This is a genomic window from Muriicola sp. Z0-33 (genome assembly GCF_026126425.1).
Classification (GTDB): Bacteria; Bacteroidota; Bacteroidia; order Flavobacteriales; family Flavobacteriaceae; genus JAFMPW01.
In genome coordinates this window covers 101,292-119,537 of the sequence record NZ_JAFMPW010000011.1, presented here as the reverse complement: position 1 = coordinate 119,537, position 18,246 = coordinate 101,292, and the positions used below count along the sequence as shown (strand labels likewise).

Below are 18,246 nucleotides of genomic sequence, written 5' to 3'. Positions count from 1 at the left end.
CATGTCTAAAAAGAAGCAGGAATCCATATTGCAGCCCCCCTACAAATTTGATGTGGAATGGGAAAATCTGTTGGATGACAAAAAGTTTGTAAAAGTATTTCTCTCCGATATTTTAGAGGAGTATATACTAAAACAACGCTGGTACGGAGGTAAGTCGAGCAAACTAAAATATATAGAACTTCAGGAGTATTTCAGGATACAGCAGAATGAAGAAATGTATTATGGGTTGCTTTTGGAAGTAAATTTTGAAGAGGCATTCTATCAGCACTACTTTTTGCCCATTGCCTTTGTTTCTGATGAGAGTTTTGCGGAAAAAGACCGGATATTGCCTTTGTCCATAAAAGGACAGGAAGGTTTTATAATTGATGCGATTAATCTGGAGTCTTTCAGGAAATTGGTCTTTGAAAGGATCATTAACGCCGAACCCAATGACACTACCAGGGTACAATACCACAAGAGTATAAATTTTACGGAAACCGAATATATTTCCTCAAAATTTATGGGACTGGAGCAGAGCAATACTTCGATAATTATTAATGATACTTCAGTAATTAAATTTTTCCGAAGAATATATGCCGATAAGAATCCGGATTATGAGATGAGCAGATACCTGTCCGAGCGCAGGGAGTACAAAAACACTCCGGCCTATCAGGGGAGCCTTAACATAATAGATGTAGAGAATGTGTATATCACTATAGCATTAATGCAGGAGTTGGTACCCAACCAGGGAGATGCTTGGGATTATTTTCTTAAGGAATTGCACAAGATTTTCAGTAATCTCGAATACAAAAAGATCCATGTAGATAACCTCCCTTCAACAGAATTATTTCAAAGATTAAAAATTGGAGATGTTCCTCCTGAAATTATAGATTGGGCCGGGCTCAATATCTTTTTAAAACTTCAGGTACTCGCAAGGCGTACTGCAGAAATGCATGTGGCCCTGGGATCAGAGTTCGAGGATACCGCTTTTACACCAACCCATTTTAACGGGGATTATGAAGTGTGGTTAAAGAACCGCTTGCTGTATCAGTTTCAGAACCGCTTAAATACTGTAGAAAACAGCCTGCACAGGCTCGAGGGCAGATCTTTGGATCTGGCGAAGGAATTTCTTGAGCGAAAAAACGAAATTAGAAAACGGTTTGTGGCTTTCGACTGGACGAAACTCAAAGGGGAGCGCATACGCGTGCATGGAGATTACCATCTGGGGCAGATTCTGGTAAAGGATGATGATTTTTATTTACTGGATTTTGAAGGGGAGCCAGAAAGTACCATTAGGGACAGAAAGGTGAAGCAACCACCTTTAAAAGATATAGCTGGGATATTCCGGTCTTTTCATTACGCAATTTATGCAACCATATTTAACCAGGGAGATAATTATCCTTATTCTCAGGAAGAACTCTTTAAGGCCGGGGAATTGTTATATAGATATTTCATCGGGGTTTTTATGGAGAATTATGTCAGCCTTATCCAGGAACACAATCTAAACATTGGCTATAGCCAGGAGCGGATATTTTTGCTAAAGTATTGCATGTTGGAAAAAGCTGTTTATGAGTTGGGCTACGAAATGAACTCCAGGCCAATGTGGGCTGTAATTCCTTTAGAGGGGATTATGGGCATTATTAATGATAGAAACTAAGAAGATTATGAGTAAAGTTGTAGTACACAGTCTATTCTCCGATTTCGATATAGCACTTTTCAAATCAGGTAAACATTACAGGCTGTATGACAAACTGGGATCGCACCCAATAGAGGTAGATGGGGTTAAGGGCACCTATTTTGCTGTTTGGGCGCCTTCGGCAAAATCTGTGGCCGTTATCGGCGATTTCAATTATTGGTTAGAAGGGGATCACAAACTAAATGTCAGATGGGATGAGAGTGGAATCTGGGAAGGATTTATCCCGGGGGTAGATTTGGGGACAAAGTACAAATACAAAATAATTTCAAATAACCAGGATATCGCTACAGAAAAGGCAGATCCTTTTGCCAGGTATTGCGAGCACCCACCAAATACAGCCTCTGTAGTCTGGCACGAAAATTACAAATGGAAAGATAAAGCCTGGATGGGGTATAGGGGAGAGAAAAATGGTCTGGACAGGCCATATTCTGTATATGAAGTACATCTGGGATCATGGCGCCGGACAAAAGACAATAAGTTCATGAGCTACAACCAGCTCGCCGAAGAACTGGTGGCCTATTTAAAGGAAATGAATTTTACCCATGTAGAATTTATGCCAATCATGGAATATCCGTACGACCCCTCATGGGGCTATCAGTTAACGGGATATTTTGCACCTACCAGCAGGTTTGGAAAGCCGGAGGATTTTAAGTTACTGATAGACAAACTACATCAAAACGACATAGGGGTTATTCTGGATTGGGTGCCATCACATTTTCCTGAAGACGCCCATGGCCTTGGATTCTTTGACGGTTCTCATCTATATGAAAATCCCGACAGAAGAAAGGGATATCATCCGGATTGGAAGAGTTTAATATTCAATTATGGGAGAAATGAAGTAAGGGCTTTCTTAATTAGTAACGCCTTGTACTGGTTAGATCAGTTTCATGTTGACGGTTTAAGGGTAGATGCTGTGGCCTCCATGCTTTATTTGGACTACTCCAGGGAGGAAGGGGAGTGGGAGCCCAATATATATGGCAATAACGAGAATTTAGAAGCCATTTCATTTATCAAAGAACTCAATAGTGAAATTTACCGGAGTTTTAATGGGGTACAGACCATTGCTGAAGAATCTACCGCGTTCTCCGGAGTATCCAGACCGGTTGATTTGGGCGGACTTGGTTTTGGCATGAAATGGATGATGGGCTGGATGCACGATACCCTTGAATACTTTAAAAAAGAACCTGTTTACAGAAGACATCATCAGGATGATATTACCTTCAGTATGACCTATGCTTTTACCGAGAACTTTATGCTTCCTTTTTCCCATGATGAGGTGGTCTATGGAAAGCAGTCATTGCTTTACAGGATGCCAGGTGACGAATGGCAACGATTTGCCAACTTGAGATTGCTTTTCGGATATATGTTTACCCACCCGGGAACTAACCTGATTTTTATGGGTGGTGAGTTTGGACAATCATCCGAATGGAATTACGATCATAGTCTGGATTGGCATTTAACCGAATTTGAATTCCACAAAGGCATACAGCAAGTAGTAAAAGAACTGAATACCATTTATAAGACCTACCCTGCTTTATACGAAAAGCAATTTAGCCCGGAAGGATTTAACTGGATAGATTACGGAGATTATGAGAACTCTGTTCTAAGCTATGTAAGAAAGGGGCACGACAAAAAGAATGATCTTATTGTGGTGTGCAACTTTACTCCGGTAGTGCGGGAAAATTACAGAATTGGCATTGCGAAGGCCGGAAGGTTAAAAGAGATTTTTAATAGTGATGACACGATATACGGGGGCAGTGGAATTAAAAATTCTTCGATTAAAAAAGACAAAATTCCCTATCATGGTCAAAAAAATTCTATCGAAATCACAATTCCACCCCTTTCTGTAGTGATAATTTCTTAAAAAATGGCACTAAATCGTTATAGTTCGTAAATGATGATAAGATCATTTCCTTATTAAGGACGAATGTCTTTTTTTTGTTGGTCCGAAAACGCTATAAATAGAAACCGACAATGATTACCAATACCGAACTGGAGTACAAGGGTAATTTATATCCCAACCAAATTGTAGATTTTAAAAAAGATACCCACAAGCTATATTTTACTACGGAGAATGGTGTAATCTTGGAATTGTCTGTACTTCAGGATGGAGTAATTAGATTTCGATACGCGACAGAGCACGTATTTGAGCCCGACTTTTCATATGCCATTAGTGAAAATGCCACCAATGGTTATAACAAACTACAAACCTCTGAAACCAAAACCGAATATTTGGTAGAAACTTCCAAATTGAAGGTACTGATTGACAAAAAATCTTTAAGAACTCAAATTTCCGATCTTCAGGGAACAATATTAAATGAAGATGAAATAGGATTTCATTGGGAAGAAAATTATACTCACGGCGGTAATACGGTAAAGATGAGTAAAATTACCCAGCCTTCGGAGAGTTTCTATGGCATGGGCGATAAAGCTACCCATTCTAATTTAAAAGGCAAGAGGGTAAATAACTGGTGTACAGATCAGTATGCCTATGGGAAGGATCAGGAGCCGCTCTATAAAGCGGTGCCCTTCTATATTGGCTTGCACCATAACCAGGCGTATGGACTCTTTTTTGACAATACTTTCAGGACCTATTTTGATTTTGCCCATGAACGAAGAAATGTAACCAGCTTCTGGGCAGATGGGGGAGAGATGAATTATTATTTCTTTTATGGCCCGGAGATGTTAGAGGTGGTTAAACTCTATACCAACCTCACAGGAACACCAGAACTTCCTCCAATGTGGGCGCTGGGATATCACCAATCTAAATGGAGCTATTTTCCAGAGAGTAATGTAAAGGAAATTGCAGCTCAGTTCAGAAAACTCAAGATCCCCTGTGATGCCATTTACCTGGATATTGATTATATGGATGAGTTTCGTTGTTTTACCTGGGACAAAAAGAAATTCCCGGATCCCAAGCGGATGATAGACGAACTTAATGATGACGGGTTTAAAACGGTGGTCATGATAGATCCCGGAATTAAGATAGACCGTGATTATTGGGTGTATAATGAGGCTGTTGAAAACGATTATTTCTGCAAGCGTGGAGACGGCCCTGCAATGCGAGGCAAGGTTTGGCCAGGCCAGTGTAATTTTCCCGATTTTACCAATCCGAAAGTTAGAGAATGGTGGGCAGAACTCTATAAGGAATTCATGACCGAAACAGGCGTACATGCAGTTTGGAATGATATGAATGAACCGGCTGTGATGGAAGTACCCACAAAGACGGCACCTCTGGATACACGACACAATTTTGACGGGCATCCCTGCACCCATAGAAAGGCCCATAATATTTACGGGATGCAGATGGTTAGAGCCACTTATGAGGGCGTAAAGAAGTATGTTTACCCAAAAAGGCCTTTTGTTATTACCAGAGCGGCTTTTGCTGGTACTCAAAGGTATTCCTCTACCTGGACAGGTGATAATGTGGCCACCTGGGAACATTTATGGATAGCCAATGTGCAGGCACAAAGAATGTGTATGAGCGGGTACTCTTTTGTTGGTTCAGATATTGGAGGCTTCGCCGAACAACCCAATGGGGAACTCTTTGCCAGATGGATTCAGTTGGGGATTTTTCATCCATTTTGCCGTGTGCATTCCAGTGGCGACCACGGGGATCAGGAGCCATGGTCTTTTGGGAAAGAAGTTACAGATGTAGTCCGGAAATTTATCGAGATTCGCTATCAGTTATTGCCTTATTTATATACGATGTTCTGGAGGTATTCCAATGCCGGAACTCCAATGCTACAATCATTGTTTCATTATGATCAGGAAGATACACAGACCCATTTCAGGACGGATGAGTTTATTTTTGGAAAACAAATTTTAGTCTGCCCAATTCAGGAACCCAATTCCCAGGGGAGAAGAATGTATATCCCAAGAGGCAACTGGTTTAATTACTGGACCGAGGAAGTTGTAAATGGAGGTGTAGAAAAATGGGTGGCGGCCGACCTTGATAAAATTCCAATTTTTATAAAAGAAGGTGCAATTATTCCCAAATATCCTATTCAGCAATATGTTGGCGAAAAGGAAATTAATGAGATGATCCTGGATATATATTATAAATTGGGCGAAGAAAAATCCCTGGTATATGAAGATGCCCAGGACGGTTATGACTACAAAAAAGAAGGCTATAGTCTAAGAAGGCTTAAACTCCTTGGAAAAAAGAAGGAATTAATAATTCAGCAGTTTAAGGATGGTTCTTTTATTACCCCTTATGAAAACTTTAAAATAAAATTACACGGCCTCCCTTTTAAAATTTCTGGCATAGAAGTTGACAATGTTAAAGTAGCGCTCAAGGATGTAAAACTGAATGGCAATAACACTATTGAGGTCAAAAAGGATTTCACGGAATTGCACATAACAGGAAAATAAATTTTGTATTTTACATAGCGAAACACTAACACATTTGATATGAAAAAAATAGTATTATTACTGGCCCTGGTCCTTGTGGTATCGGCCTGTAAAGTAAACCCGTTTACCGGTAAAAAGGTGCTGAACTTTTACCCCAATAGCCAGATCTTTCCAATGGCATTTGCACAGTACGATCAATTCCTTGGAGAGAACAAAGTACTGGAAGGTACAACAGAAGCAAAAATGATCACCAACGTTGGGCAGCGCATCTCATCGGCTGCAGAACGATGGCTAACTGCCAATGGCTATCCCGGCTACTTAAAGGATTATAAATGGGAATACAACCTGGTTAAGGATACTTTGGTGAATGCCTGGTGTATGCCTGGCGGTAAAATTGTCTTTTATACAGGGATATTACCCATTACACAAACAGAAACTGGAGTGGCAGTGGTTATGGGTCATGAAGTTGCACATGCCCTTGCAGACCATGGAGCTCAGCGGATGAGCGCGGGCACATTGCAGCAATTGGGTGCCGTGGCCGGGAATGTGGCCATTCAGGATCCACAAAAACGAAATACTTTTAATCAGGCCTATGGAATAGGTTCAACGGTTGGGTTGATGTTGCCATTTAGCAGAGGGCACGAAAGTGAAGCGGACAGGATTGGGTTGCAGATAATGGCCATTGCAGGTTACAACCCCGATGAAGCTGCTGAATTATGGAAAAGGATGAAAGCAAATGCAGGGGGCAATGCCCCTCCGGAGTTTTTAAGCACTCACCCGTCTAACGATACCAGAATTCATAATCTGACCAAATGGGCGCCGCTGGCAAAGCAGGAAGCCGCTAAATTTGGTGTAACTTCATTTCAATAAAAAATTGAAAATTATCAAGAACTTTTAAAATCGTACTTTGAAAGCTGTCTGTTAACCATGGGCAGCTTTTATTTTTTATATGGCCAAAGCAATAGCAATTAAGGGAAGTAAGAAATTATTAAATGCATGGGCGTTCTACGACTGGGCAAATTCTGTTTACAGCCTTGTGATTGCCTCAGCCATCTTCCCCATTTTTTATGGTGCCTTATTCAGAGTAGCCGAAATAGATAAAGTTGCCGTGTTTGGCGGAGAAATTGCCAGGGCCCCACTAATTAGTTATGTAACTTCAGCCGCCTTCTTATTTATAGCCATTATTACACCGCTTTTGTCCGGGATTGCCGATTATTTGGGCAATAAGCGCATTTTTATGAAATTCTTCTGCTATTTGGGAGGGCTTTCCTGTATGGGCCTGTACTGGTTCTCACTAGAACATATTTATCTGGGACTTACCTGCTATTTCTTTGGCCTTGTTGGTTTCTGGGTAAGTTTTGCAATCAACAATTCATATCTGCCGGATATCGCCTTTCCTGAACAGCAAGATGGCATTAGTGCAAAGGGATTTTCGATGGGATACATCGGTAGTGTGCTGCTATTGCTATTTAACCTGGCTATGGTTCTGAACCCGGGCGCCTTTGGTATTGAATCGGATGCCGGTGAGGTGGCAGAAATTAAAGCCATGAAATACTCCTTTCTCTCCGTGGGTATCTGGTGGATTGTATTTAGCCAGTATACTTTTTATCACCTTCCTAAAGGGTTTAAAAAAGAAGGTGAGCGCAAGAACATTGTTCTCAATGGTTTTAAAGAGTTAAAGGGAGTCTGGTATCAGTTGGGTGAACAGTTGCGCCTGAAGCGATATTTAGGGGCCTTTTTTGTCTACAGTATGGCGGTGCAAACGGTTATGCTTATCGCCACTTACTTTGGTGAAGAAGAAATTAACTGGGGCTCCGATGGGGAGCGTACTACTGGCCTAATTGTAAGTATTCTTGTCATACAAATTGTCGCCATATTCGGGGCAACGTTAACGGCGAGGGCATCCAGGGCTTTTGGGAATATTAAAACCTTGATTGTTATCAACCTGCTTTGGATTTTTATCTGCATATATGCCTATTTTGTAGTAAGTCCGTTAGATTTTTATATCGCTGCAGCCTGTGTTGGGGTGGTAATGGGCGGTATTCAGGCCCTCTCCAGATCTACTTATTCCAAGTTTATCCCGGAGACAAAGGATACCACTTCCTTTTTTAGTTTTTATGATGTAGCGGAGAAAATAGGGATAGTTATTGGTACTTTTCTTTATGGTTTTGTCGCCCAATTTACGGGAAGCATGCGCAATGCCACCATCTTTCTGGGACTCTTTTTTATAATTGGGGTGCTGCTTTTGACCAGAGTGAATAAAAAAACCCTGTCCTAAAAAGAACAGGGTGCTGATTGTGCTCGTTTTTTGATGTTAATTTTTATCCTCTGGAAATATCTCCAGATCCTGAAGCTTTACTATCTATTTTAGTAGGGTTACCTCTGTAGTGAATATCCCCTGAACCAGAAACCCTGGCTTTCAATATACCGTTAACAGTTACCTTAATATCTGCAGAACCAGAAACCTGGGCTTCAACGTTTTCTGCTTCAAGCTCATATGCCTTAATATCACCCGAACCAGAAATGCTTACGTCAAAATCTCCAGCTTTTCCACTTAGTGATATATCTCCGGATCCAGACATTGAAGTAGATAAATTATCTGCTTCTACCTCAAGGGTGATATCTCCTGAGCCAGACATGCTGGTACTGAAATCATCAGCTTTCAATTTTGTTTTACCTACTATGTCGCCAGATCCTGACAGAGAGACTCCATTAATGCTTTCTACAGGCACTGTGATAAGAATACCATCTTTCCAATTAGAGGGTTGGAGGTTTTTACCTTTTTCGGCTTTAATCACCAATTTGCCATTTTTTACTTCGGTGATGATATGGTCCAGAAGGTTTTCTTCACCTTTTAATGTAAGTTCCCCTTCATTCCCATCAACCAGTTCTACATCAAAGAACCCGGATACAGCCACAGCCTCATAATCTCCTGTAGATCTTTCTATGGTTACTACATTCCCGTTTCCTTTTACTTTCTTCCACTGTGCGTTGGTTACTACTACCACCAACATTGCCACAGCTAGAGTTATTACTTTTTTCATTTTTTTCATTTTTAGGCCCAAATTTTAGGGAGGTTAATTAATATTGACTAAATGATACGCTACCGTAATCGCTGGTGATATATACCTTGTTACCACTACCAGACTTTCCGTAATAGCCTTTATAGTAACGATCACTGGATTTTTCTTTACTTATGCTCATCTCGAAGGCGTCTTTTCCGCTAACCCCGGCATGCTCTGTTGTGATCTCAAAATCAAAATGATATTGGGAATCGTATCCTATTTTAATTCCGGTATAGTCTGTGCGCAAATTGATATTGCCGGCGTCAGAAGCCATTCTTTTTATTCTAACGGATCCATAATCTGCATTCACATCCACATTGCCGTGTACTGTTCCTAATTTTACATTGATGTAATCCCCATTACCGTTAACATTCTCCACTTCTTCTACCTCCAGGTTACCATAATCGGCAGAGTATTCTAAATTTTCCATTTTCTCGATGGTAGAGTTGGTATAGTCAGCACTGACTTCTAAATTACCCGCTTTCTCTATTGTAAAACCAGAATAGTCTGCAGAGATCTTACCACTGTTGATATAACCAATAGTAGATTTAGAGGTATAGTCAAAACTCAATTGATTGTTTCTACCGTGCAACTCTCCAATATCTAATCTGCCGTAATCACAACTAATCTTGGCATGCCCGTCTATACGGTCAAGATTAATATTTCCATAATCATTGCTGAGGTGTACACTGTTTTTTACAGGGAGTTTAATAGTGTAGTTAATTTGCATATTTACATTGTTGCTCTTACCACCCCATCCCCAGCTACTTTTTTTATTATTAAAATTGGTTTTGGCAGAAACCATGCTGCTGCTGGCTTCAAAATCTATGGTAATATTATCGAGCTTTTTCTGTACTTTCTCCTCGTTATTGCCATTGGTCTTAACATGAACCTCTATTACCACTCTGTTTTCATTCCAGGAAGTAATATTGAGGTTACCATAGCTGTTACTTACCTTTAAAAGGGCATCAGAGTTCACGTTAAATTCTTTCTTTATGGTCTTTTCCTTGGTATGCTTTCCTTTTAGCTCCCCGTTATGAGCCATCATTAGCCCAGGTACGGTCAGCATCAGCATTAATGTATATTTAAATAGTAAAGTTTTCATCATTTAGAGTATTAAAGTTGTTTATATTATCAATTCTGTTCATTACATCTTGTAAAAGATCTATTCTGGTCTGGAAGTTGGTTATCATTGCGCTTAAGATCAGTTTGCTATTACCACCGCCTAAGAGGTCTTGCTCCAATTTGGTATAATTTGCTTCTAACTTTTCTAATTGAAGCATAGCATCTTCTATCATTTTTTTAGTCTCAGGGCTGCTTTTACTTTCCAACTCCTGTACTTGCTGCTCTATAAGACTTGCAAAGTAAAAATGAGATTGCGATGCCTCGGGTGAGATATCCGCTACTTGCTGTTCAATACTAGGATTAGAATTTACAATTCCCATACCCACCGCAAATAATACTGCGATAGAAGCGGCGATGGAAAGCGGTTTCCACCAGGACTTTTTCTTTTTCCCAATACTGACTACTCCAGAGGGTTGTAATTTTTCAAGGAATCTTTCCTTGTGCCCTGCGGCCGGTGTAGCCGTATCAAAATTACCTTCCAGTGCTTTAAAAAGCGCATCTATGTTTTCTTCTTTCATAATTCAGGCATTTATCATTTTCTTTCTCAAACTTTCTTTTGCTCGCGATATCGTTGTTCTGCAATTGGCATAACTGATATCCATTATCTGACTCACTTCTTCATAGTCGTATCCTTCGATTAAATGTAAGGTCAAAGAAATTCTGTAATTGTCTTTTAATCGTTTCATAGTTTCCAGCACTTTTTGAGCCTTCAGTTCTGTACCGCTATGATCCCTTCCAACTTCATCATTATCTTCGACCTTGTACATTATGTCATCAAGATTAACTTCCTGCTTCTTTTGTTGCTTTCGGTAATGGTAAATACTATTGTTGATAACAATCCTCTTTAACCAGGCTCCGAAGGTGACATCTCCTTTGAATGTGCTCAGTTTCGTAAACGCATTTAAAAACGATTCCTGCATCACATCCTCGGCTTCCGCACTGTCTTTTACAATCCTTACAGCTGTATTATACATGGCCTTGTAATAGCGATTGTAAATTTCTAATTGCGCAGTCTGCTTTCCTTCCAGACACAATTGCAACAGGTCTTCAGTATGTGTTAAACTTTGGCTCAAAAAGTAAATGGTTTGTCTTATAGATGAATCAATTTAGGGATTGTTACAGTTTTTAGGAAAATATTCCCTGAAATGGCACAACAATTGTCTAAATAGACAGAAGAAACAGGGCAAGTGGTAATTTTAAACACTGGAAACCAGCTTCTTATAAAAATTGAATTATAATTTAAAGTGATAGAATTCTGTCTGTAAATGACAGAATGACTGATAATATTGATATGGGAGATGCTAAATTTTCAAATTTTGACAATATGTCGCTAGGGGGCATTGAGGAAGATGCAGAATTAATTCCGCTTTTAACCCCTGAAGATGAAGAGGAAATGAACAATGAAGGCCTGCCCGAGACCTTACCTATCTTGCCACTGCGCAATACCGTATTGTTTCCGGGGGTGGTTATTCCAATAACCGCCGGTCGGGATAAATCTATTAACCTGATCAAGGATGCCAATAACGGTTCTAAAGTCATTGGGGTGGTTTCCCAAAAGGATGAGGAAGTTGAAAATCCGGGGATCAAAGACATCAATACTTTAGGTACCGTAGCCAGAATTCTCAGAGTTTTGCAAATGCCTGATGGTAATACCACGGTAATCATACAGGGGAAAAAGCGTTTCGAGATAGCTGAAGTGCTTACAGAACAACCCTATATGAGCGCAACCATCCGTGAGGCTGCCGAAATCAGACCAGAAAGGCAAGACAAAGAGTTTACAGCAATCATAGATTCAATTAAAGAGCTAGCCCTGCTAATTATAAAGAAAAACCCCAATATCCCATCTGAGGCTTCCTTTGCCATCAAGAATATTGAGAGTAATTCTTTCCTGGTCAATTTTGTTTCCTCTAACCTTAACTTAAGTGTTAAAGAAAAGCAGGAGTTGTTAGAAATTGGCAACCTGCAGGAGCGTGCACTAACCGCACTGAAGTATATGAATGTGGAACTTCAACAGTTAGAGTTGAAAAACGACATCCAGTCTAAGGTACGCACGGATATGGATCAACAGCAGCGTGAATACTTCTTGCATCAGCAGATGAAAACCATCCAGGAAGAACTGGGCGGGGTCTCCTATGATGAAGAGATCCAGGAAATGCAGCTCAAAGCCAAGGACAAGAAATGGGGTAAAAAGGAGAAGGAGCATTTTGAAAAGGAACTGTCCAAACTGCAGCGTATGAACCCCCAGGTAGCCGAATATTCTATTCAGCGCAATTACCTGGACCTGTTTTTGGAGCTTCCCTGGAATGCCTATTCTAAAGATAAATTTGATCTTAAGCGCGCTGAGAAAATATTAAACAGAGACCATTACGGACTAGAGGATGTCAAGCGCAGGATTATAGAATATCTGGCGGTACTAAAACTTCGCAACGATATGAAATCTCCTATTCTTTGCCTTTACGGTCCTCCTGGAGTGGGTAAGACCTCCCTGGGTAAATCTGTTGCTGAGGCTTTGGGCAGAGAATATGTTAGGGTGTCCCTAAGTGGGCTGCGCGATGAAGGTGAAATAAGAGGACACCGCAAAACTTATATTGGTGCCATGCCAGGACGAATTATTCAAAGTATCAAGAAAGCCGGGACATCTAACCCGGTATTTATACTTGATGAAATAGATAAACTAACTGCCAGTCACCAGGGAGATCCGTCTTCGGCTATGCTGGAAGTACTGGACCCTGAGCAAAACAGTGAATTTTACGATAACTTTCTGGAAATGGGCTATGACCTTTCTAAAGTAATGTTTATTGCTACGGCCAATAATTTATCTACCATACAACCCGCCTTGTTAGACAGGATGGAAATTATTAACGTGACTGGGTACACCATTGAGGAAAAGGTAGAGATTGCCAAGCGTCATTTATTGCCAAAACAATTAGAGGAACACGGGCTCACCTCCAAACATCTTAAAATTGGTAAAAGGCAACTGGAAAAGATTGTAGAGGGGTATACCCGGGAATCTGGTGTGAGGGGATTAGAAAAGCAGATCGCCAAAACAGTGAGATATGCAGCAAAATCTATAGCTACAGAAGAAGAATACAATATTACCATTACCAATGAAGATGTTGAGAAGATTCTGGGCCCTGCAAGAATGGAACGCGATAAATATGAGAATAACGATGTTGCAGGCGTAGTCACCGGACTCGCATGGACCCGCGTGGGTGGAGATATTCTTTTTATAGAGTCTATATTATCCAGAGGAAAGGGAACCCTGAACATTACCGGAAACCTTGGAAAGGTAATGAAAGAGTCGGCCACCATTGCGATGGAGTTTATCAAATCTAATGCAGAGAAATTTGGGATAGACCCGGAAGTTTTTGATAAATACAATGTGCATATCCACGTACCTGAAGGAGCAACTCCAAAAGATGGCCCCAGTGCGGGTATTACTATGCTTACTTCCCTGGTTTCCTTATTTGCCCAGAAAAAGGTAAAGAAAAGCCTTGCTATGACTGGTGAGATCACCCTTAGGGGAAAGGTACTTCCGGTAGGGGGCATCAAGGAGAAAATCCTTGCAGCCAAAAGAGCAAGGATAAAAGAGATCATCTTGTCTGAAGATAACAGGAAAGACATTATGGAGATTAAACAAGAGTACCTAAAAGGACTGAAGTTTCATTTTGTGTCTGATATGAGGGAGGTAATAGATATCGCCATAACCAATCAAAAAGTAAAAGACGCTAAACAATTATAAGGGGTAAAGACCGATTATGGGTGGATGGCAGCAATATTATCCTTAATCTATTTCCCAAACCAGCAATTCTCTCTATTTTTAACTAATGGGAAAGATTACGGTAGCTATCGATGGATTCTCTTCTACTGGTAAGAGCACATTGGCAAAGCAACTTGCTAAGGCTTTAGGCTACGTATATGTGGATACCGGCGCGATGTACCGGGCTGTTACCTTATTTGCGCTTCGAAATGGATTTATAGGCGGGAAACAAAATAATATTTCCGCCCTTATTAAATTGCTCCCAAGATTACAACTGAAGTTTATTTATAACAAAGAACTGGGCTTTTCCGAAATGTATCTTAATGATGAAAATGTGGAGAAGGAAATCAGGTCTCTGGAAGTCTCCAAGTATGTAAGCCAGATAGCCACAGTAGAACAGGTGCGTTACAAGCTGGTAGATATGCAAAAGAAAATGGGCAGGGAAAAGGGTATTGTTATGGATGGCCGGGACATTGGCACTGTGGTTTTTCCGGATGCGGAATTGAAAATATTTATGACGGCTTCTCCAGAGGTAAGGGCACATAGAAGATATAAAGAGCTACTTGAAAGAGGTGAAGAAGTAAAATATGAAGAGGTACTTAAGAATGTTCAGAACAGGGACTATATAGATTCGCATCGCGAGATATCGCCATTATTAAAAGCAGACGACGCTATTGAGTTTGATAATGGAGATATGGGCCTGGAAGAGCAATTTGAAAGGATCTACAACTTTGCACTAAGGGTGATAGCAAAGCATAAATAAAGGCCTTGAATAGCAATGTTTTATCGCTTTCAAGGCCTTCGAGTATTGTATACTATAAATGCTTATAGGTTAGGAATAACCAATACCTGATCTGGATGAATTACATCCGGATTACTAAGAATGTTGGTATTGGCAGAAAAAATCTGCTTGTATTTCATAGGATCGCCATAATAGTGCTTGGCTATTTTACTAAGCGATTCTCCACTTTGAACCACATGCCTGTGATAAACAGACTCGTCCTCAACCGTGATATTTGCTTTAATGTCTGACGGATGATCTCCTCCAATTTCTTTTATTTTATCCCAGATGAGGTTCTTTTCGTACTGGGTTCCGGCCTGTCCTTTTACTTTTAAAATGCCATTTTCTTCAGTTACATTCCCATCTTTGATCCCCAATTGTTCTCCAAGAGACAATACTGGTTGATACTTTCCTTTTACACTCATATTTGTTTATTTAATGGTTAATATTTACGGCATGGAATATACAAATTCTCATAAGATTTTACCACTTTTTAATAGAAATTGGGAAGGATGTCTGTACGAAGTAAGATTGCTATTGTTAAAACAATAATTTAATTGTATTTTTGCACTCCTTTTTTGCGAATAATCAAGAGGTAAAAGGGAAAAGACATAAACTAATAACAGCTTCTGCGGTAATCGTTTAACTCTTGTACAACTGCAGAATACAAATTAATATCAGCAATGGCTGAAGAAAAAACAACAACTGAGGTAGCAGAAACTGCCGAGGTAAAACAAGAAGTAAAAGAAACTGCACCTAAACAAGATCCTAAGGAGTTTTTGGAAAACTTTGACTGGGATAAGTATGAAGAAGGTATAGAGCGGGTTGACGAATCCAAGTTGGAAGAGTTTGAAAAACTCGTTGCCGAAAATTTTGTGGATACCGCTGATGAAGAAGTGGTTGAAGGTACAGTTACTCATCTTACAGACCGTGAGGCTATCATTGATATCAATGCAAAGTCTGAAGGGGTTATTTCTCTAAATGAATTCAGATACAATCAGGATCTTAAAATTGGTGACAAGGTTGAGGTACTTATTGATATCAGAGAGGACAAAAGTGGTCAGTTGGTACTTTCTCACAGAAAGGCCAGAACCATTATGGCATGGGACAGAGTAAATGCAGCTCATGATAATGAGGAAGTAGTTACAGGGTTTGTTAAATGCAGAACTAAAGGAGGTATGATTGTAGATGTCTTTGGCATTGAGGCCTTCCTTCCAGGTTCACAGATTGATGTTAAGCCTATTCGCGACTACGATCAATATGTTGGTAAGAACATGGAGTTTAAAGTAGTGAAGATTAATCACGAATTTAAAAACGTGGTGGTTTCACACAAAGCCCTGATCGAAGCCGATATCGAAGAACAGAAGAAAGAGATCATCAGCCAGTTAGAAAAAGGACAGGTACTGGAAGGTGTTGTGAAAAACATCACTTCTTATGGGGTATTTATAGACCTTGGAGGAGTAGACGGCCTTGTACATATTACAGACCTTAGCTGGAGTAGAATAAACCACCCTAACGAAGTTGTGGAATTAGACCAGAAACTCAATGTGGTTATTCTTGATTTTGATGATAACAAATCCAGAATTCAGCTTGGACTTAAGCAATTGGAGAAACACCCTTGGGATGCCCTTGGAGATGAGATCAAAATTGGTGATAAGGTAAAAGGAAAAGTGGTAGTCATTGCTGACTATGGTGCTTTCCTTGAAGTTGCTGAAGGAGTTGAAGGACTTATCCACGTTTCTGAAATGTCCTGGTCTACACACTTGAGATCTGCACAAGATTTTGTAAAAGTTGGAGATCAGTTAGAGGCGGTTGTATTAACACTAGACAGAGAAGATCGTAAGATGTCTCTTGGTATTAAGCAACTTACTCCTGATCCATGGACAGATATCACAACAAAATATCCTGTAGGTTCTAAACACAAAGGAATTGTAAGGAACTTTACCAATTTTGGGGTATTCGTTGAATTGGAAGAGGGTATAGACGGATTAATTTATATCTCTGACCTTTCCTGGACCAAGAAGATTAAGCACCCATCAGAATTTGTAACTGTAGGAGATACTTTAGAAGTTGAAGTACTAGAGTTAGATGTTGAAGGCCGTAAACTTAGTTTGGGTCACAAACAAACTACAGACAATCCCTGGGATAAATACGAAAAAGAATTTGCTCTTGGAACCACTCATAAAGCTGCTATTACAGAAATAGTAGATAAAGGGGCGGTGATAGATTTTAACGAAGATATTACTGCATTTGTACCACAACGTCATTTAGAAAAAGAAGATGGTAAGAAGTTGGGCAAAGGTGAAGAAGCTGAATTTAAGATCATTGAATTCAATAAGGAATTCAAGAGAGTGGTAGCGAGTCATACCGCTATCTTCAGAGAAGAGGAACAACGTAATGTAAGAGCAGCCAAGAAGAAGGCCGCTTCATCTGCCGAGGAAAACAAACCTACGTTAGGTGATGCCAATGAGCAATTGCAGGCGTTGAAAGATAAAATGGAAGGGAAGAAATAAGCCCCTTTTGTTTACATAATAAAAAGCCCTGGTATTTCTACCGGGGCTTTTTTGTTCTAAAACGGCCATTGGAGTTGACAGCTGTTTCTACCGTGTTTAAATCACAGTTAATAGCATCATATTTTCCAATCTTAAGGCCTTTAAAAATTTAAAATACGGTAGAATTAACAGCCTATTATTCCATAGAAAAAGACCAGTTTTTGAGCTACTTTTTCTCCTTTGGCATTTTCCGCTGGTTCCCATTCCCCAGGCATATTGGTGATCAGGGCTTTCATGGTTTTATCTATCACGGGATAGCCAGAAGTAGATTCTAATTCAACTGCAGAAATGGTCCCATTTTTAGAAACTGTAAAATTTAACCTCCCAGGCTGCAATTTTCCCTTTTCCACATTGGAGGTAAACTCCCGACTGTTTTCTTTGAGGTATTTGATAAGGGCATCCTTACCATCTAGATATACCGCTTGTTGTGTGGGTACAACCGTCATATGTGGGGTAAAATAATTGGAGGTTAATTCCCCGCTTTCTTCATGTTTCTCCATATAGTCCGCCCTGATTAATATATTGGTCGAGTAGTCCGCAGATTGCAAAAGTTGCAACTGGTCCTGGGTAAGTACCTCACTGGTGCCGGTAGCTCTGATTTCTGTCCGCTCATTATTTTCAATAATATTTACACTTACCTTTTTGTAAGACACTACAAAATCTGTCCAGTCATAAGGAAGAATATCTTTTATTGATTTCGCCTGTTGCAGCTTCTTTTTTGATACGGTCATTAAATATCTGGTATTGATATCATAACGGAAGTCTGGCCGATCCTTTTCCACAACAGGTCCTTCAACAGCCGCTCCGGGAGCAATTGCTTTTTTGTTTGTTATTACTTCTGCTACGGTCACCGTATTGGTGGTGTTGATAAAACCAAAAGCCGTGAGTCCCAGGGCTGCTAATACTGTACTAAAAACTAGAATGCGTTTTTTCAT

Annotated in this window: 14 protein-coding genes; 8 read left to right on the top strand and 6 right to left on the bottom strand. The window is 40.1% G+C overall.

Features of this window, described 5'->3' with window-relative positions; translation table 11 throughout:
- Position 1: 1 nt before the first annotated feature.
- From J1G40_RS14710 to J1G40_RS14690, 5 genes are all read left to right on the top strand, one after another.
- Positions 2 to 1,636 carry a maltokinase N-terminal cap-like domain-containing protein gene (locus tag J1G40_RS14710; RefSeq protein WP_265243413.1) on the top strand — a complete coding sequence of 545 codons (1,635 nt, stop codon included), beginning with the start codon at positions 2 to 4 and terminating at the stop codon, positions 1,634 to 1,636.
- A 7-nt stretch (positions 1,637 to 1,643) separates the two neighbouring features.
- Positions 1,644 to 3,539, top strand: coding sequence for a 1,4-alpha-glucan branching protein GlgB (gene glgB, locus J1G40_RS14705; RefSeq protein WP_265243412.1), 1,896 nt, complete (start codon positions 1,644 to 1,646; stop codon positions 3,537 to 3,539).
- Positions 3,540 to 3,649: 110 nt separating this feature from the next.
- Positions 3,650 to 6,049, top strand: coding sequence for a TIM-barrel domain-containing protein (locus tag J1G40_RS14700; RefSeq protein WP_265243411.1), 2,400 nt, complete (start codon positions 3,650 to 3,652; stop codon positions 6,047 to 6,049).
- A gap of 39 nt (positions 6,050 to 6,088) precedes the next feature.
- Positions 6,089 to 6,898, top strand: a complete 810-nt coding sequence (locus J1G40_RS14695) for a M48 family metallopeptidase (RefSeq protein WP_265243410.1) — start codon at positions 6,089 to 6,091, stop codon at positions 6,896 to 6,898.
- A 79-nt stretch (positions 6,899 to 6,977) separates the two neighbouring features.
- Positions 6,978 to 8,306 carry an MFS transporter gene (locus J1G40_RS14690; protein ID WP_265243409.1) on the top strand — a complete coding sequence of 443 codons (1,329 nt, stop codon included), beginning with the start codon at positions 6,978 to 6,980 and terminating at the stop codon, positions 8,304 to 8,306.
- Between the two features lie 43 nt (positions 8,307 to 8,349).
- Here J1G40_RS14690 and J1G40_RS14685 read toward each other — a convergent pair whose 3' ends face one another.
- From J1G40_RS14685 to J1G40_RS14670, 4 genes are read right to left on the bottom strand one after another with little or no spacing between them, the layout of a single operon-like run.
- Positions 8,350 to 9,072 carry a head GIN domain-containing protein gene (locus tag J1G40_RS14685; protein ID WP_265243408.1) on the bottom strand — a complete coding sequence of 241 codons (723 nt, stop codon included), beginning with the start codon at positions 9,070 to 9,072 and terminating at the stop codon, positions 8,350 to 8,352.
- A gap of 37 nt (positions 9,073 to 9,109) precedes the next feature.
- A complete protein-coding gene (locus tag J1G40_RS14680; protein WP_265243407.1) occupies positions 9,110 to 10,198 on the bottom strand; it encodes a hypothetical protein in 1,089 nt (362 codons plus the stop codon).
- Positions 10,179 to 10,736 carry a hypothetical protein gene (locus tag J1G40_RS14675; RefSeq protein WP_265243406.1) on the bottom strand — a complete coding sequence of 186 codons (558 nt, stop codon included), beginning with the start codon at positions 10,734 to 10,736 and terminating at the stop codon, positions 10,179 to 10,181. The genes J1G40_RS14680 and J1G40_RS14675 overlap by 20 nt, the downstream gene beginning before the upstream one ends.
- A 3-nt stretch (positions 10,737 to 10,739) precedes the next feature.
- Positions 10,740 to 11,291 (bottom strand): RNA polymerase sigma factor, encoded by a 552-nt coding sequence (locus J1G40_RS14670; protein ID WP_265243405.1) that lies wholly within the window; start codon positions 11,289 to 11,291, stop codon positions 10,740 to 10,742.
- Between the two features lie 218 nt (positions 11,292 to 11,509).
- Here J1G40_RS14670 and lon point away from each other — a divergent pair, with 218 nt between their 5' ends.
- Both lon and cmk read left to right on the top strand, forming a co-directional pair.
- Complete coding sequence (gene lon, locus J1G40_RS14665) at positions 11,510 to 13,960, top strand: endopeptidase La (RefSeq protein WP_265243454.1); 2,451 nt, start codon at positions 11,510 to 11,512, stop codon at positions 13,958 to 13,960.
- 85 nt (positions 13,961 to 14,045) lie between these two features.
- Positions 14,046 to 14,741 (top strand): (d)CMP kinase, encoded by a 696-nt coding sequence (gene cmk / locus J1G40_RS14660; RefSeq protein ID WP_265243404.1) that lies wholly within the window; start codon positions 14,046 to 14,048, stop codon positions 14,739 to 14,741.
- Between the two features lie 62 nt (positions 14,742 to 14,803).
- On the opposite strand, the gene J1G40_RS14655 is transcribed toward cmk, so the two are convergent.
- The gene (locus J1G40_RS14655; RefSeq protein WP_265243403.1) at positions 14,804 to 15,184 is read right to left on the bottom strand and encodes a LysM peptidoglycan-binding domain-containing protein; all 381 of its coding nucleotides are present in this window, start codon (positions 15,182 to 15,184) and stop codon (positions 14,804 to 14,806) included.
- Positions 15,185 to 15,442: 258 nt separating this feature from the next.
- On the opposite strand from J1G40_RS14655, the gene rpsA reads away from it, so the two are divergent.
- Positions 15,443 to 17,272 carry a 30S ribosomal protein S1 gene (gene rpsA, locus J1G40_RS14650; protein ID WP_265243402.1) on the top strand — a complete coding sequence of 610 codons (1,830 nt, stop codon included), beginning with the start codon at positions 15,443 to 15,445 and terminating at the stop codon, positions 17,270 to 17,272.
- Positions 17,273 to 17,436: 164 nt separating this feature from the next.
- On the opposite strand, the gene J1G40_RS14645 is transcribed toward rpsA, so the two are convergent.
- Positions 17,437 to 18,246, bottom strand: a complete 810-nt coding sequence (locus tag J1G40_RS14645; protein WP_265243401.1) for an energy transducer TonB — start codon at positions 18,244 to 18,246, stop codon at positions 17,437 to 17,439.

Coding starts and splice junctions, on each gene's coding strand:
- J1G40_RS14710 (WP_265243413.1), top strand. CDS start 2: ATGTCTAAAAAGAAGCAGGAATCCATATTGCAGCCCCCCTACAAATTT.
- glgB (WP_265243412.1), top strand. CDS start 1,644: ATGAGTAAAGTTGTAGTACACAGTCTATTCTCCGATTTCGATATAGCA.
- J1G40_RS14700 (WP_265243411.1), top strand. CDS start 3,650: ATGATTACCAATACCGAACTGGAGTACAAGGGTAATTTATATCCCAAC.
- J1G40_RS14695 (WP_265243410.1), top strand. CDS start 6,089: ATGAAAAAAATAGTATTATTACTGGCCCTGGTCCTTGTGGTATCGGCC.
- J1G40_RS14690 (WP_265243409.1), top strand. CDS start 6,978: ATGGCCAAAGCAATAGCAATTAAGGGAAGTAAGAAATTATTAAATGCA.
- J1G40_RS14685 (WP_265243408.1), bottom strand. CDS start 9,072: ATGAAAAAAGTAATAACTCTAGCTGTGGCAATGTTGGTGGTAGTAGTA.
- J1G40_RS14680 (WP_265243407.1), bottom strand. CDS start 10,198: ATGAAAACTTTACTATTTAAATATACATTAATGCTGATGCTGACCGTA.
- J1G40_RS14675 (WP_265243406.1), bottom strand. CDS start 10,736: ATGAAAGAAGAAAACATAGATGCGCTTTTTAAAGCACTGGAAGGTAAT.
- lon (WP_265243454.1), top strand. CDS start 11,510: ATGGGAGATGCTAAATTTTCAAATTTTGACAATATGTCGCTAGGGGGC.
- cmk (WP_265243404.1), top strand. CDS start 14,046: ATGGGAAAGATTACGGTAGCTATCGATGGATTCTCTTCTACTGGTAAG.
- J1G40_RS14655 (WP_265243403.1), bottom strand. CDS start 15,184: ATGAGTGTAAAAGGAAAGTATCAACCAGTATTGTCTCTTGGAGAACAA.
- rpsA (WP_265243402.1), top strand. CDS start 15,443: ATGGCTGAAGAAAAAACAACAACTGAGGTAGCAGAAACTGCCGAGGTA.
- J1G40_RS14645 (WP_265243401.1), bottom strand. CDS start 18,246: ATGAAAAAACGCATTCTAGTTTTTAGTACAGTATTAGCAGCCCTGGGA.